This window comes from Roseibium sp. (assembly GCF_965276855.1).
In the GTDB taxonomy this organism is placed as follows: Bacteria; Pseudomonadota; Alphaproteobacteria; order Rhizobiales; family Stappiaceae; genus Roseibium.
In genome coordinates, this window is sequence record NZ_OZ255700.1 from 1,550,623 (window position 1) to 1,564,883 (window position 14,261).

The window sequence follows — 14,261 nt, forward strand, 5'->3', positions numbered from 1 at the left end:
AAGCCAACCGGCCGTTAAGGCCAGATAACAGCCAAAAGGCTGCGGCAAGAGCAACCGCAGTCAGGCAGGACAGTGCACGTGAAGAAGCGACGAGTGCGTTTCTTTGGATGGAGGCCACAATGCAGGTTCAGACTCTACAAGTGTCCGATCCTTGGGATCGGGTGAAGGCGGAACTGAAAAATGAACTGGGCGAAGACATTTTCTCCAACTGGTTCGGCAGGGTAAAACACGAAGAGACAAACGGAGATGCGGTTCGTTTGTCGGTCCCGACACCATTTCTCAAGAACTGGATCTTGAGCAATTACGAAAAGCAGCTGGTCAACCTGTGGCAGCGGCAGCACGACGACATCAGCCGGGTTGAGCTGACGGTTCGCGGCGCGCTCCGTCCGCGGCCGGCTGGAAGCCAGTCACCAAAACCGATCAAGGCACGCCGCATCAGCGGCCGGGCTGCCCCATTTGCCACAAATCCTCAATTCGGCTCGGTTAACACGGCTGCGTCCATCCCTTGCCTGGCAGACACGGGCGAAGATGCTGCAGCTGATTTCCTGAATGGTGCCGCGCTGAATCCGAAACTGACCTTCGATACATTTGCAGAGGGAACGTCCAACAGCCTCGCCTGTGCAGCAGTGCGTCAAATGGCGGCCGGTCACGATGGCTCGCTTGGCTTGCTCTACATCCACTCTTCCACCGGCATCGGCAAAACGCACCTGCTCCAGGCTGCGGCCACCGAAGCACGGAAAGGTGGGCGCCGGGTGGCCTATTTGTCTGCTGAATTCTTCATGTACCACCTGGTACCGGCCCTGCGCACACCGGCCTATCCGGTTCTGCGCCAGGCCATGAAGTCCATCGATCTGCTTTTGATCGATGATCTGCAGTTCCTGCACGGCAAACAGGGCCATGAAGAGTTCGGCAAAACTCTCGAAATGCTCATGGAATCGCCGATGAAAATCATCATGGCCGCAGACCGGGCTCCGGACGAAATGAGCACTTTGGGCACCACGGTCCGCCAACGCATCCAGACCGGTGAAGTTGTCACGATCCAGGCGACCGACTACGCGCTCCGTCACGATATCCTCAAGAAACGGATCTTCTCGGCGCGCCGGACCCATCCCGGTTTCACGGTTCCGGATGAAGTGATCGACTACATCGCCCGCTATGTGATTTCCTCCGCACGGGATCTGGAAGGCGCTTTGAACCGCCTGTTTGCACACAACCAGCTGACCAAACAGCCGGTTACCATGCAGCTTGCCGAAAAGACCTTGCATGATCTGGTCCGGATTGGCGAGCCGCGGTCGATCAAGGTTGAAGACATTCAAAACGTTGTCTGCAAGCACTTCAGCGTTACAAAGGCCGACTTGCTGTCTTCCTGCCGTGCCCGGACCCTAGTCCGTCCGCGCCAGATCGCGATGTACATCGCAAAGGTCATGACAGGGCGGTCCTTGCCGGAAATCGGACGCCGGTTCGGCAACAGGGACCACACCACGGTTCTCCATGCTGTGCGCAAGATCGAAAGCATGGTTGCGGGCGATGCGGCGCTGGCCCAAGAGGTCGAACTGTTGAAGCGTCTCGTCCATGCATGAGACGATGCTGGCCTGACATGCACCAGCTTCAGGCCAGCTTCATCCAATAGCCTTTTGGTATGGCAGATGTGATTGCCCTGCCATTTGATTGTGAAGCGTTGTGTACCTGAGTTTCTACTCCTCCCTCCCTTGAAGCCGCCGCGTGCGGCTTTCTTTTTGCCCTCTTGATTTATTTGAACTGGCCACTTACATGTGCGTCCGGTTTGAAGGGACCAGCCGTCCGCGGGCGACAAGCCTCGGTGAACACCTTCGCAGCCGCCAGGCTGCTTCAATCGTTCCTGACTAAGTTGTGCAGGCCGATGGCAATGCGGACCCCATCTGAACATGCCTGCCTTTCTTGGAAGGGTGCGTAATGACTTTACCTAATCTGACTGATCTGAAGTCTCAGGCGAAACGCCTCCGGCTCGCGATCTCAAATTCTGACAGTGCCGACATCAGCCATAGCAAATCGCTGGAACTGGTTGCCAAACAATATGGCTACCGGGACTGGAATACATTGCATGCGGCCACCCAGAGCAACGGCTTCCGTCCCTTCACTGTGGGGGACCGGGTAAACGGCACATATCTTGGCCAGTCTTTCGAAGGCGAAATTCTCGGCTTCGCAAAAACCTCGCAAACCGGGACCTACAGGGTGACGATCCAGTTTGACGCCCCTGTGGATGTGGTGACATTTGACAGCTTCTCCGCTTACCGGAGCCGCGTCACCTGCACCATTCGGGAAAACGGGGTTGCGATCAACCGGACGTCCGACGGGCGCCCGCATTTGGTCATGGACTTGGCTGCGTAGAGCAGCATTGGGCGTCTGAAACAAAACGCCCGACGCTCTTTGCGGCGCTGTTACCGTTTCCGGGTCATCACGAGATGGCCCGGAACCGGCTCCCCTTCCTCCATCCGGACGGTAATCTGGTCCATCGCCAGGATGTCGAAACCGAATTCCTCAAGCCTTTTTCGAACATAAGCTTCGCCTTGAGCAAACCGGCTCTTCGGCCCGACCATATAGTCCCGTCCGTCCAGCATGGCATCCGGCAGGGTTTCGGTCGAAAAGGCGAGATACCCGCCCGCTACCAGCCGCTCGGACGCGCCTTTCAGAAAGGGTTCAATCGCGCCGAGATAGGGAAACACATCCGTTGCGGCGATAAAGTTCCAAGATGGACGGCTGCCGTCTTCTTCCTCAAATTCTTCAAGAAACTCGACGGCTTCTCCGACATAGAGGTCATTATAGACCTCCCGATCATAAGCCAGTTCGACAATCCGTTCCGACAGGTCAACGCCGGTTAGATGCTGTGCGGTCTCGGAGAACGCGAGACCCGTCAATCCGGTGCCGCAGCCAAGATCCAGAAAACGGTCGAACGGTCCCAGCTGCAATCGCCCGACAAGGTCCTGAAGTAGCAACGGGACACAATATCCAAGGTCATCGACCAGGATTTCATCAAAGACATCTGCGTGTTGATCGAACAAGGTCGCCACATAGGCATCCGGCATCTTGCCGGGCGTCTCCGCCACGCCCATGGCTGCGAGCCGGATACTGACGCCGCCAGGATCGGACGGATCGAGTGCCAAAGCTTCCCGGTAGGACTCGGCAGCTGCGACGAGATCACCTGCCTTTTCGAGTTTCAAACCCCGATTGTAAGCTTCCGCAAGCGCGTCGTTCTCGACGGTTGCTGCAGGCATGTCAGATTCGTCGAAATTGGTTTGATCGTCGCTCATCAGTGTCCAGCCACAAAAGAAAACCTCTCCTATCTCGTCCCGCCAGATTTTGCACGTCGAATGGTTATTTTTGAACCATATTCCAGTGACTGCCCTGCGCACGTTTCGGACCATTGACCAAATGGTAGTCGTGGCCCGGAACGGACGACATTACGGCTGCAATAAATGTTCGCTCCGATCCGGAGACAATTCTGTTTTGTCTGTCAGGTCAGAGACGGGCAGTCCGGGATGTCAGCAAGAAAGCGGACTATGGCGTTCCAGCATGATCACGTCGCGCCAGTCACCGGCACATGGCCCGTAGCTCATCTGCCCAAGCCTCTTTCTTGTCCCGACAACATCAAACCCACATCCGGCATGAAGCGACAGACTTGATTTGTTTTCCGGAAAGATCTGGGCGACCAACGTCCAAAAGCCGGCTTGCTCTGACGCAATCACCAAGGCGTCCAACAGAATTCTTCCGACACCGCACTTCTGCTTGCGCGGAGACACATAGATCGAGACTTCGCCCACACCCCGATAGACCGCCCGTTTGGAGGTCGGGCTTACGCCTGCCCAGGCGACGACACCGTGGTTATCTTCCGCAACCAGAGCCAGTCCACGCCCCTCCATGAAGCTGTTTTGAAAACTGCTCCAGTCGTGGGGCTGTTCACGAAACGATGCATGTCCTGATGCCAGTCCCTGGGCATCGATTGCGGAAATCGCGGTCGCATCTCCTGGCACTGGAAAGCGGGTCAGGATTTCTGTCATAACCATATCCCCACCACAGCCAGCAGGACGGCCATTCCGGCCAATGCCTGCACACTCGTGCCACCGGATAGAATAAGAACTGCGCGCCCTTCCTGTTTCTGGTTTTCCAAAGCATCTCTGCGGACCATCCAGTAGTAGCTATCGTTGGGCAGGATCGCGATGAAAGATCCGAGGCAGATCGCGAAAACAGCTGCAATGTCGTTCACGCCGCTGGCCATCACGATAGGGGAAGCGACGGGCCCGACGGCCGCGAAGGTTGCCATCGACGATCCCTGTGCCAACTTGAACAGCGCGGTTAGTACGAAGAGCCCCATAAGGGTCAGCATCCCGCTGCCCTGCGGCACAAAACGATCGATGTTTACCGTCCCGGTCAACACCGCGCCGAAGGCGCCTGCTGCTCCGATAATCAACAGCAGCGATCCGCTCCGCCGAACGGCACTGTCCAGACATTCGCGCCGTTTTTGCAATGGCGTTTGCAGCAAAGCGAGGATCGCAGCTGCCCACAACGCGCCCTTGGGCGTGAGGAGAAAGTCCAGGAGTCCGAGACCCGTTTGGCCAATAGCACCGCCAATGAACAGGAGACCCGCCATCGCCAGAAACGGTGCAAATGTGATGAACAAGTGTCTGCTGTTCAACGCCATTTTGACAACGGCCGGATTTGGTCCCGCACCAGCCAGAAGTCGCCCCCAGAGGATCCCTGCCGCCCATACTGGCAGCGTTAGAAGCCCCCCGCACATTAGGAGCGTTGCAGGTTTCGCGGTTTCCATGCCGCTCACACCTAGCCCTGTGGCCACGATCAGCGGTCCTGCGGGGTAGAGCAGCTTGAAGCCCGTGTAGGCCCCGAACACGGTTTCGATCTTATATGGCCCCGCCGCCGGTGACAGGGCGGCGTAGGCTGTATCGGGGCAGATCATCCCAGCCCCTGCAGCAGGTGAGGCCAACGCCGCCGTTCTTCCCACAGCCTTGGTAGCCACGTTCTGCGTCGAAAGCGCAGCAGCCAATGCAAAGGAGGGCAAGAGTATGAGAGCGAACTCACCCAGAGCACGCCCAAAACCGACATTGAATCGATCGATTGTCTCGCCCGCGGAAAGCCCACTCGCTAACGCGAGCGCCAGCGTGAGCAAGACCATCCAGAGTACCATCGGTAAATCCGGCAAAGTGCGTTTCAAACCCGCCGTTGCGGACGCATGCGAAGGAAAATCTGTCATGTACGACGCCATCATCTTCTTGAGTCAGAATCATGTTAAGCTATTCTACAAGAATGACATAATGCGAATATGTGAGGATCAGCATGCCTCCTACTCATGCAAAGCCACCTCTCAGGTCGCTACAGGTGTTCGAGGCGGCCGCGCGTTGCGGCAGTTTCACCGCGGCGGGAGACGAACTCGGCATCACACAAAGCGGTGTGTCGCGACAAGTGTCAGACCTGGAAGCCACACTTGGTGTTGCTCTATTTGTTCGAAATGGCGCAAGGCTGCGTATCACTCCGGCAGGCGAGCGTTTGGCTGACCGGCTGGCAGATGCATTTTCCCGCACATGGTCTGCCGTTGCCGATGCAAGACGATCCGATCACGTCGTTACACTTTCCATGCTGCCCTCCGTCGCGGCGCGATGGTTTGCGCCGAGGCTTGGCAGTTTCCAGGCCGCGAATCCGGATATTGATCTTCGCATTACAGCATCCAGGCATTTGGTGGATTTTGCCGCCGAGGGTGTGGATGCAGCAATCCGCTACAGCCCTTCGCCCGGGTTTGATCTGGACACGCTTAGGCTCGGCAACGAGACCCTTCGCCCGGTGTGCTCGCCAGAGTATCAGCGCACGTATGAGCTGACTGCACCGAGTGATCTGTATCGCGCCACGCTCCTCTACGGTGACCTCCCGGAAGACTGGCCGACCTGGTTCAAGGCTGCAGGATGTGACCGCACCCCACCCGACGGGCCGCGCCTTGGGGACGACGGCGCAATCCTGCAGGCGGCTGTCGAACATCAGGGAGTTGCGCTTGGCCGATCCCTGCTCGTTGCCGAGGACATTGCGGCCGGGCGCTTGGTGGCTCCATTTGCCGTTTCGCTGGATGCAAGCCATGCGTATTGGTTCGTCCAGCCCAAAGGCATTGCGCCGACGGTTGCCGTCGCTTCCGTCAAAGCATGGCTCGTAGAACAGTTCATGGCAGACAGCGAATAAAGCCGCCAGGATCGAACGGATCGAGTGCCAAAGCTTCCCGGTAGGACCCGGCCGCTGCGACGAGATCACCTGCCTTTTCGAGTTTCAAACCCCGATTGTAAGCTTCAGCAAGCGCGGCGTTCTCGACGGTTGCGGCAGGCATGTCAGATACGTCGAAATCGGTTTGATCGTCGCTCATCAGGCTCTCATTTCTCGTTGAAGCCCTCTCCTATCGCGGCCTTGGTTACAATGCACGGCAAAAGGTTGTTCTTGAACCAAATTCAAATCACTACTCTGCGGACAAAGCAGTTGTTCCGAAATTGATCAATCCTACGGTTCGACCCTGTTTAATTGCGGCAATTCGAAGTCTCCACTAATTACATTGTCCTGCGGCTCGTAAAGCCTGATCTGCAGCATGAAATTACCATCCGGAGCAGGTAGCCAATTGGCCAGACGTTTGGCATCGTTGGGCCTGTCCTTTGAAATGAAAATTGTCAACGAGCCGTCGCCGTTGCGCTGCAAGCCTTGAGTTGTGGTACCAATTTTATAGCGATCAATCTCGTTCTCCACCATGAACCGGTCTGTGTCGTCATACATAGTCATAGACCAGAAGCCGCCTACGTCTCCTCTGACCGGCATGTCGGGAGGAAACGTAATCTCATATGCGTTATTGCCATTAAGTTGCTGCCCCTGATCATCTACGAAACGTTTGGGGTACATCGCCCTCTCTGGCGAGTTCAGACCCACCGAGTTCATGTTGACTGCGGAGCGCAAGAGGAAATTGTTGCCGTAGCGTCCGGCTTCGTATTCCCAATTCCAACCGTTCACTGGCGTGCCGGTGAACTTGGCCGTATCGGCAACAATGCTAAAGCCATCTTGAAATGCCGCTTTCAGCGCTGATTTCCGCGTGTTGGACAAGTCAATGACGTCTGCGTCGTCTGACCCGATGCCTATGAAAGCAAATTGGTCCGTCATAGCCGCGGCTTCAGGCAAGGGATTTGCCTCAAGAACATCATCAAGACGTTTGAACCAATCCAGTCCCGACGGGAACGACACCGTGGGCGCACCGTTGGACACAAGCGGTTCGGGCTGTTCACCGCCGTCCGGGTATGAACTAAGGGACATCAAACGAAACAGCTTCTGAACTTCTCGTGCCGCTTCTTGGTCCTCAGGGGTACTGACGCCCAAGCGTCCTGCGAGCCAAATGTAACGCGTGTTCGAATAGTACACCGACAGGTCGTCCGGGATGGGTCCTTCGTACCCACGCTTTGCAAGGACAAAATATTCATCGCCATCGCCCACTGTTGCACCAGTCAGATCAACAACCGACTCAGTATACATGTCCAAAATTTGCTGTATCCAGTAGCGATCTTCGATCTTGGGTACGTACAACACGAGCGGTTCTTCTTCCAGATCAGCCCAGCCTTGAATGTAAAGTGTGTCGTTGTTAGGTGTTGCATAGGACTGATCACGGTAGTCCCAAAGCCGGGTAATTGGACCCAGTTGATTGATTGGCGCTTGTCCGTTGTTCGTCGGTGAGTCAACAGACGTCTGCAGTACACGTGCCACGTCCATCATGACAGGTGCCCAGCCGTAGACCACCGCCTGAACCCCTAAGGTGTAAGCATAGTCATATTCGGCTTTCTGTCGTTCGGACAAATCTACGTCTGTGTTCGCGGCTACACTGGTAACAGCAAATGCAAGCGCGAAAATGGTTGCAACTGCGCGAATGCTCTGAAGGATTCGGTCTAAGGGCATTTGTTTCACTCTGAAAATGTGCGGCCTACCAGATGAAAAGCTTCCTAGAAGGCACTAATCATTGCAAATCACGTTGTTAAGCGAAGCGTTTGTTTCGTAGCATGTATCGCTATGGAAAAGAAAAGGGGTGGGCCCCGTCTGCTTAGGTCTCACACCGGTCGTTCCTCTGGCTCAAGAACCATCGAATCCTTACTGCTCTATCAACGTCCCGTGTCGTTGCGTGAAATTGTCGTCGAGGCCGCCTCCAAATCGGCATTCAGACTCGCCGCCAAATCGAAAAACTGGCGTCGCACGGCCTCAGCGTAGGGATTGGTCTTCTCAATCGCATCAAAAACTTCCGGTGCATCGTACTGAACCATGGATATTGCCTCTGACAACAAGTCGAAGCTCTTTGTTGTCATGCGCGTTGGTAAAGGCCCCATTCTCAATAGCACTTTAGCGATGAGGTGTGTGAGCCCTTGAACAACTGCGGCTTCTTGGTCGTGATCTTCTGGTGTCGTTACAATGACTTTCAATCCAAGAGATTTTCGTAAAAACGCCGCCATCCGAACGTGTTGTTTTCCCCGAATGGGGCAAACCGCAATTTTCAGCCCATTAACGCCTTTCTCAGCACTCTGAGGACCAAACAACGGGTGAGTTGCTACGATGTCTACGCCGTTCGGTAGCAGCCGCTGCATGATTTCCGACGGAATTACTTTGACCGAGCCAACATCGACAATCAGCGCACCCGGCTTGCAAGTACGAGCGATTTCGCGAACGACCTGCTCGAAGGAAGAGACCGGTGCGGCAATTAGGATCACATCTGCCTGGGTCACTGAATGAAACGACGAGAGCGTCACCCCGAGTTGCTGTGCAACCTTCGCAAGGCTCGGGGATGGATCATACGCCGATATCTCGAAATGCCTGCCCAGATGAAGCGCGGCAAGTTGCCCGAAAGCACCAAAGCCTACGATGCCCAGTGACGTGTGATGAATTCTTCTTTTGGTGTTCAATATCTCGACCTTTGTAATTGCCGCCCGGCAAAAGGTCGTTTGTATGTTGACCGCTGTCAGGGGCAGCGGAAAACCAATGATGAATGACCCGCAGCTATGTAAACTGCGGATAATAATCCTGACATGGCGAACTCAACTTCATCATGTGGCTAGGTCTAATGCACCCAATCGAACAAAGTCAATGACCGCCGTATAGCGGTTATGAACTGCGGCGCAGCAGTCTGGAAGTTTGGCCTCACACCGGCCAGTCCACTGGCTCGAAAACCATAAGTTCCTGGACACTCAAAACAGATCCAATTGTCCACCGCCTGTAGCCGCCTTCTTATGAGTTCGGCTTGTCTTTTCCGGAGCGTCTGTCTGCTCAAGCGGAACCTCGACTTGCAGATCCGGGTCATCGTTCACGACTTTGTTGACCCGCGACGAGACGGGAACAGCTTTCAGATAATCGTCTTCGATTGGCAGCATCAGCTGTTTCACATCGCGAACGGGCACATTGCCGGTGTCCAGCCATGTCTCGAAACTCTCCGGCTTCAGAATCACCGGCATTCGATGGTGGATCTCCGCCATCATCCGGTTGGATTGCGTGGTCAGCATCGCCCCGGAATCCATGTCGCCGCCGTCCGGATCCGACCACGTTTCCCAAAGGCCCGCAAAGGCCATCAGCCCACCATCTGCAGGCGAAATATAGAAAGGTTGCTTGCCCTCGGGCGTCCGCCGCCACTCGTAAAAACCGGAGGCTGGAAACAGACACCGATGGTGTTTCATCGCCGACCGGAAAGATGGTTTTTCGGCAGCCGTCTCTGCGCGTGCATTGATCAGAAGCGTGAAACTTGCCGGATCCTTGACCCAGGACGGGATCAGGCCCCAGCGGACAAGTTGAAACCGCCGCTGGCCATGCGCATTGATCACTGTCGCCACCGGTTGAGTCGGCGCGATGTTGTAGCGTGCCGGAAAATTCGGTTGATCGATGTAGCCAAAAAGCGCCCGTACATCGTCCGGTGTGGCTGTCAGGCTGTAACGTCCGCACATGTCTGGTTGTCCTTATTCACATGCCCGTTTGCGAATTATCAAGAAATGACGTGAAGTTAGGCAATTTGAAACGATAAAGCGCTAGCTTTTTCAAAAGTAACATAATCGGGGGTCGGGTATGGAATGTGTGGATCCAGTTTTGGGCGCCGGTGAGCTGGCCGCCGAACGGCTGGAGCAGGCCAATATCAATTCCCAGACCGGCCTGGCAACCGACTACCTAAACCATTTCAATGAAGTGATGATGCTGCTCGAAATGCTGCCGGCAATGCCGGATTGCGCCGCTGACGTTCTGGAATGGCAGCCGCTCGACTATGAAGGGCACTTTGAGAATTCATCCTTCAAGGACAAGAAACTGGCGATCCTTGCCTATCATGCCGCACCGGCCCACCTCCGCGAGCACCTTGAAGCTCGCGTCTCCGACATCAATGCGCTCGTGGCTCAAATCCAGGATCAGCTCCGCGAAACCGAAGACCCGTCAGTGATCGCTGCGGAGATCGCCGACTTCGCGACCCACGAGATCAAACCACTGATCTCGACGGCAAGTGGTGTGATCCACGGTCACGTCAAACCGGAAGCCGAGCAACCCGAAGGCGATGACGCACAGGCAGAGATCGACGCCCTGTTTGCCTGATCGACCTTTTATGTGACAGAGTTTGGGTATGTCCCGCCCCTTTCCTTCCGTCCCCGTTCTCAGCGTCAGTGTGCTCTGCCATAAGGATGGCTCCGCGCTGCTCATCAAGCGCGGCAAACCACCTTACAAGGACCATTGGAGCCTGCCTGGCGGCAAGGTGGAGTTCGGCGAAACACTTGCAGAGTCCGCGGCGCGGGAGCTGCGCGAGGAGACCGAGCTGAAGGCAGAGCTTGCCGGACCCGTCGAGGTGTTTGACTCCATCCAACGTGATGAAACCGGGAACATCCTTTCTCATTTCGTTTTGGCGGTTTTTGTTGCGAAAAACCCGTCCGGGACCGTGATGGCCGGTGATGATGCCACCGCGGCTGAATGGGTGGCCCTAGAAGACCTGGACGGCCGCATCACGACACCTGGAACACCGGCGCGGATCCGGCGCCTGCTCTCCAAGCTCTCCTGAGAAGCGAATTCCTGGGGTCAACGCACCATAGCTGTTGCAGGACGCGCACGCCCGGCGCATGATCGTCCTATGTTCGGAAACGCGATACAACCTGGGTTTCCCGCCGCCGCCTATTTGGCGGCGTTTCTTGTGGTATCCGTACCTTTTTCGGCCTCTGCTCAAGACACGCCCGGCGTCAACGCTCCGCCCTATGAACCGCAGCTGATGCGGCTGTCTGAAATCTTCGGAGCATTGCATTACCTGCGTCCGCTGTGCGGAGAAGACGACACGCCGACCTGGCGGGATCGTATGGAGGAATTCCTCGACGCTGAAACCCGGGATGAAAACCGGCGGCGGCGATTCATCGAGCGATTCAATCAGGGTTATCGCGGTTTTTCAGTCGCTTATCAGGACTGTACGGATGCCGCACGTCTCGCCATGGCACAGTATTTGGGCCAAGGCGAAACGATCATATCCGACGTGACCAGCCGTTACGGGCGCTGAACCCGGCAGATTTTTCCATTTCGTTATCAGTTCGTAAACTTTTTGCATCAAATTTGTGGGTGGCCGTTAAGTTTGTGTTCACGGTTGCTTATCAGCGCGATTCACCGTGCTAGGATCAGTTCATGAGATTCGGGAATGGGACACGCGGGAGTTGATTCCATGCGCGTCGGGGAAATACCGGTAAGGGAACGAATGATCAACGACGATTACGCCGAAGCGGCAATGGAAGCCGAATTTGCCGAAGACGAGGATATTCGGCGCGCTGCACTGGGTTTCATCTCTGAAGCCTGGTCAGAAGCTATCGCAAATGGTGTCGATGCGGATGCTGTCGCACATGCTGCCATGTTCACCGCCCTCGCCGACCTCGTTGCGGCCTATGGCGAAGATGCAGTTGCCAAACTGGCCGAAGGTTTGCCGGACCGCATTCAGCGCGGCGATTATACGGTCAACCGGGTTCTGCAGTAGCATCAGCTTGGCAAATACCGACATTTGGAGAGGCCGGTTCGTCCGGCCTTTTTGAGTCTCGTTTCGCGCAAAGCCTAGACTGCAAAATCAGCGGATCAGATCGTAAGCCAGTTTCAGGTAGATCAGCCCGCCGAAGATCATCAAAATGGCCCCGGCAATATGATTTGCGCGGTCAAGCCAGGCATCGTCGATGCGGGATCTGAAATGGGTCACTGTCGCAGAGATGAACACCCACCAGGAACAGGCGCCCGCCGTGACGCCAGCGACCATCATCAGTGATCCGAAATAGTTGTCGTGGTCCGGGCGCCAGTCCCCTAGACTGCCGAAAATCGCGATAAACGCGAGAATTGTTCCAGGGTTTGTGATGGCCATAAAGAACGCCGCCGTTGCATCGCCCCAGAACCCGTGCTCCTTGCCGTCATCTCCGCCATTCAAATGCGGATGGCTGTTCCAGATTTTCAAGCCGAAAATGATCAGAAGCGCCCCACCGACGATTTCAATCAGATCGAATTGGCCTTCGATGAACCGCGTGACGGCGGAGACGCCAAATATCGCGGCGGTCGCGTAGAGCGTGTCTGCGACAACAGCCCCAAGTCCAACGAACACCCCATGGCGAAACCCACTGCGCACGGCATGCTGGATGGCCATGACGTTGACGGGTCCGACCGGCGCAGTGGTGATGATACCGATGAAGAAGCCGATAACGGCATATTCCAGAAAGGTCACAGGCCAGCCTTAGGTATGTTTTCGTCGCCCGAGCGGGAGGGAATACCTTCGATAGCGCCGCAGCCCATGCGCCACAAGCATATCCTCGCCGTTTCTTATTGTTTTCACATTGGCATGAACTGATTAAACAAGAGCGGGTGAAGGTACGGCGATTCTAAAGGAGAAAGACCCATGAAATGGCACACCCTCGGGGCATGCATTGCCTTTCTCTTGTGTGTTGGGAACGCTCCAGCCAAAACAGTCACTGTCGAGACGATTGAAGTGTCGCCCGCTCAAGGTGAAGACAGTCCTGCGGCTTCCCCAGAAACGATCCCACTGGGAGATCTGCCTGGCACCCTGGAAGGTGCTGATGAGGTGATTGGTGACGTCCCGGACGTCCCGGACGTCCTCCAGGATCGCCCGCAAATCCTTTACAACAAGTCCTATCTGCCCAAACCCGTCGCCCGCATGCATTCCCAGATGATGGAGGCCGCTCTGTCCGGCGATATAAACCGGATGCGCATCATTCTGGAAAGCAACGAGGTCATGCCGACCTTGTCGTTCGGAGAAATTGAAGATCCGATCGATTTCCTGAAAGAGAGCTCCGGCGATGGGGAAGGCTACGAGATCCTGGCAATACTCGCAGACATACTGGACGCCGGTTTCGTACATGTGGACGCCGGTACCCCGCAGGAAATGTATGTCTGGCCGTATTTCTCCCGCTATCCGATCCAGGAGCTAACGCCGGAGCAAAAGGTTGAGCTGTTCCGGATCGTAACCTCTGGAGACTTTGCAGAAATGGAGCAATACGGCGCCTGGAATTTCTACCGGGTCGGCATTGGCCCGGATGGCACCCTGCATTACTTTGTCGCCGGCGATTGACCCGGAAAGATCACGGTTTGCGGAGGTCTGCCATTACCGCATAGCCGCGATAGATCGGCTTGTAGGAACATGTGGCGCCGTTGTCCTGCGCCAATTCCTGCAGTTCATCCTGCAGATCCGCACGCGGTGTGACATGGAAAGAGGCCAGCCATTTCATTAGTAGCGCCTTGAACCACACCGGCAGCTCCTTCTGCTGGCCGAAGTCGACGATGTGAATACGCCCTTGAGGAGCCAGATGCGCCAATCCAGCCGCCAGCGCCTCACGCCAAATCGGCATCATGGACAGGGTGTACGAGAAGAACACCCGCTCGAACTGGGAGACACCCAGAGGCTTTACCGCCGCCGGGTCTGAAGCATCTCCGCGAACAAGAATGATCCGGTCTGAGAGGCCGGCTTTTTCGACATTCGCGCGGGCCGTCTCCAGCATCTGTTCAGAAATGTCGAGGCCATAAAACCGCACGTTAGGATAACGCTTGGCCGCCGCGATCAGATTGCGCCCTGTGCCGCAGCCAAGCTCAAGAACATGACTGCCGCCCGACGGCGCCAAATCGCGGATAAGCCGGTCCCGGCCGAGCAAATAATATTTGCGGGTCAGATCGTAGATGTGGCGCTGGTTGCGGTAGACCGCATCCATCAGGCTTGCGGTGTCAGCTGTGTGGCTCATGAC

At 56.0% G+C, this 14,261-nt stretch carries 17 protein-coding genes; 8 read left to right on the forward strand and 9 right to left on the reverse strand.

Going from position 1 to position 14,261, the window contains the following annotated elements:
• The first annotated feature begins 119 nt into the window (after positions 1-119).
• Together dnaA and ACQY4Z_RS07030 are read left to right on the forward strand one after the other, a co-directional pair.
• Positions 120-1,580: a chromosomal replication initiator protein DnaA gene (dnaA, locus tag ACQY4Z_RS07025; protein ID WP_409689402.1), complete on the forward strand. Its 1,461-nt coding sequence runs from the start codon at positions 120-122 to the stop codon at positions 1,578-1,580.
• Between the two features lie 352 nt (positions 1,581-1,932).
• Complete coding sequence (locus ACQY4Z_RS07030; protein WP_428527897.1) at positions 1,933-2,367, forward strand: glyoxalase superfamily protein; 435 nt, start codon at positions 1,933-1,935, stop codon at positions 2,365-2,367.
• A 50-nt stretch (positions 2,368-2,417) separates the two neighbouring features.
• On the opposite strand, the gene ACQY4Z_RS07035 is transcribed toward ACQY4Z_RS07030, so the two are convergent.
• From ACQY4Z_RS07035 to ACQY4Z_RS07045, 3 genes are all read right to left on the reverse strand, one after another.
• Complete coding sequence (locus ACQY4Z_RS07035; protein ID WP_428527899.1) at positions 2,418-3,287, reverse strand: methyltransferase; 870 nt, start codon at positions 3,285-3,287, stop codon at positions 2,418-2,420.
• Positions 3,288-3,518: 231 nt separating this feature from the next.
• Positions 3,519-4,034 (reverse strand): N-acetyltransferase family protein, encoded by a 516-nt coding sequence (locus ACQY4Z_RS07040; protein ID WP_428527901.1) that lies wholly within the window; start codon positions 4,032-4,034, stop codon positions 3,519-3,521.
• Positions 4,031-5,242: a hypothetical protein gene (locus tag ACQY4Z_RS07045; protein WP_428527903.1), complete on the reverse strand. Its 1,212-nt coding sequence runs from the start codon at positions 5,240-5,242 to the stop codon at positions 4,031-4,033. The genes ACQY4Z_RS07040 and ACQY4Z_RS07045 overlap by 4 nt, the downstream gene beginning before the upstream one ends.
• A gap of 83 nt (positions 5,243-5,325) precedes the next feature.
• On the opposite strand from ACQY4Z_RS07045, the gene ACQY4Z_RS07050 reads away from it, so the two are divergent.
• Complete coding sequence (locus tag ACQY4Z_RS07050; RefSeq protein WP_428527905.1) at positions 5,326-6,213, forward strand: LysR substrate-binding domain-containing protein; 888 nt, start codon at positions 5,326-5,328, stop codon at positions 6,211-6,213.
• On the opposite strand, the gene ACQY4Z_RS07055 is transcribed toward ACQY4Z_RS07050, so the two are convergent.
• The 4 genes from ACQY4Z_RS07055 to ACQY4Z_RS07070 form a co-directional block, all read right to left on the reverse strand.
• Positions 6,194-6,391, reverse strand: coding sequence for a tetratricopeptide repeat protein (locus ACQY4Z_RS07055; protein WP_428527907.1), 198 nt, complete (start codon positions 6,389-6,391; stop codon positions 6,194-6,196). The genes ACQY4Z_RS07050 and ACQY4Z_RS07055 overlap by 20 nt on opposite strands.
• Positions 6,392-6,522: 131 nt before the next feature.
• Positions 6,523-7,950 carry a DUF1254 domain-containing protein gene (locus tag ACQY4Z_RS07060; RefSeq protein WP_428527909.1) on the reverse strand — a complete coding sequence of 476 codons (1,428 nt, stop codon included), beginning with the start codon at positions 7,948-7,950 and terminating at the stop codon, positions 6,523-6,525.
• A 200-nt stretch (positions 7,951-8,150) separates the two neighbouring features.
• A complete protein-coding gene (locus tag ACQY4Z_RS07065; RefSeq protein ID WP_428527911.1) occupies positions 8,151-8,942 on the reverse strand; it encodes a prephenate dehydrogenase/arogenate dehydrogenase family protein in 792 nt (263 codons plus the stop codon).
• A 282-nt stretch (positions 8,943-9,224) separates the two neighbouring features.
• Complete coding sequence (locus tag ACQY4Z_RS07070; RefSeq protein WP_428527913.1) at positions 9,225-9,971, reverse strand: SOS response-associated peptidase; 747 nt, start codon at positions 9,969-9,971, stop codon at positions 9,225-9,227.
• A gap of 118 nt (positions 9,972-10,089) precedes the next feature.
• Between ACQY4Z_RS07070 and ACQY4Z_RS07075 the strand changes: the two genes are divergently transcribed.
• The 4 genes from ACQY4Z_RS07075 to ACQY4Z_RS07090 all read left to right on the forward strand — a co-directional run bounded on the left by ACQY4Z_RS07075 (position 10,090) and on the right by ACQY4Z_RS07090 (position 12,007).
• Positions 10,090-10,602 carry a hypothetical protein gene (locus tag ACQY4Z_RS07075; RefSeq protein WP_209172812.1) on the forward strand — a complete coding sequence of 171 codons (513 nt, stop codon included), beginning with the start codon at positions 10,090-10,092 and terminating at the stop codon, positions 10,600-10,602.
• A gap of 28 nt (positions 10,603-10,630) precedes the next feature.
• Positions 10,631-11,059 (forward strand): NUDIX hydrolase, encoded by a 429-nt coding sequence (locus ACQY4Z_RS07080; protein ID WP_428527916.1) that lies wholly within the window; start codon positions 10,631-10,633, stop codon positions 11,057-11,059.
• A 69-nt stretch (positions 11,060-11,128) separates the two neighbouring features.
• Complete coding sequence (locus ACQY4Z_RS07085) at positions 11,129-11,542, forward strand: TIGR02301 family protein (protein WP_428527918.1); 414 nt, start codon at positions 11,129-11,131, stop codon at positions 11,540-11,542.
• A gap of 192 nt (positions 11,543-11,734) precedes the next feature.
• Complete coding sequence (locus tag ACQY4Z_RS07090; RefSeq protein ID WP_008193146.1) at positions 11,735-12,007, forward strand: hypothetical protein; 273 nt, start codon at positions 11,735-11,737, stop codon at positions 12,005-12,007.
• A gap of 87 nt (positions 12,008-12,094) precedes the next feature.
• On the opposite strand, the gene ACQY4Z_RS07095 is transcribed toward ACQY4Z_RS07090, so the two are convergent.
• On the reverse strand, positions 12,095-12,733 hold the full coding sequence (locus ACQY4Z_RS07095) for a LysE family translocator (protein ID WP_209172809.1): 639 nt from the start codon (positions 12,731-12,733) through the stop codon (positions 12,095-12,097).
• 171 nt (positions 12,734-12,904) lie between these two features.
• On the opposite strand from ACQY4Z_RS07095, the gene ACQY4Z_RS07100 reads away from it, so the two are divergent.
• Positions 12,905-13,594: a hypothetical protein gene (locus ACQY4Z_RS07100; RefSeq protein ID WP_428527920.1), complete on the forward strand. Its 690-nt coding sequence runs from the start codon at positions 12,905-12,907 to the stop codon at positions 13,592-13,594.
• 10 nt (positions 13,595-13,604) lie between these two features.
• Here ACQY4Z_RS07100 and ACQY4Z_RS07105 read toward each other — a convergent pair whose 3' ends face one another.
• Entirely contained in the window at positions 13,605-14,258 is a 654-nt protein-coding gene (locus ACQY4Z_RS07105) for a class I SAM-dependent methyltransferase (RefSeq protein ID WP_428527922.1), read from the reverse strand.
• Positions 14,259-14,261 lie beyond the last annotated feature (3 nt).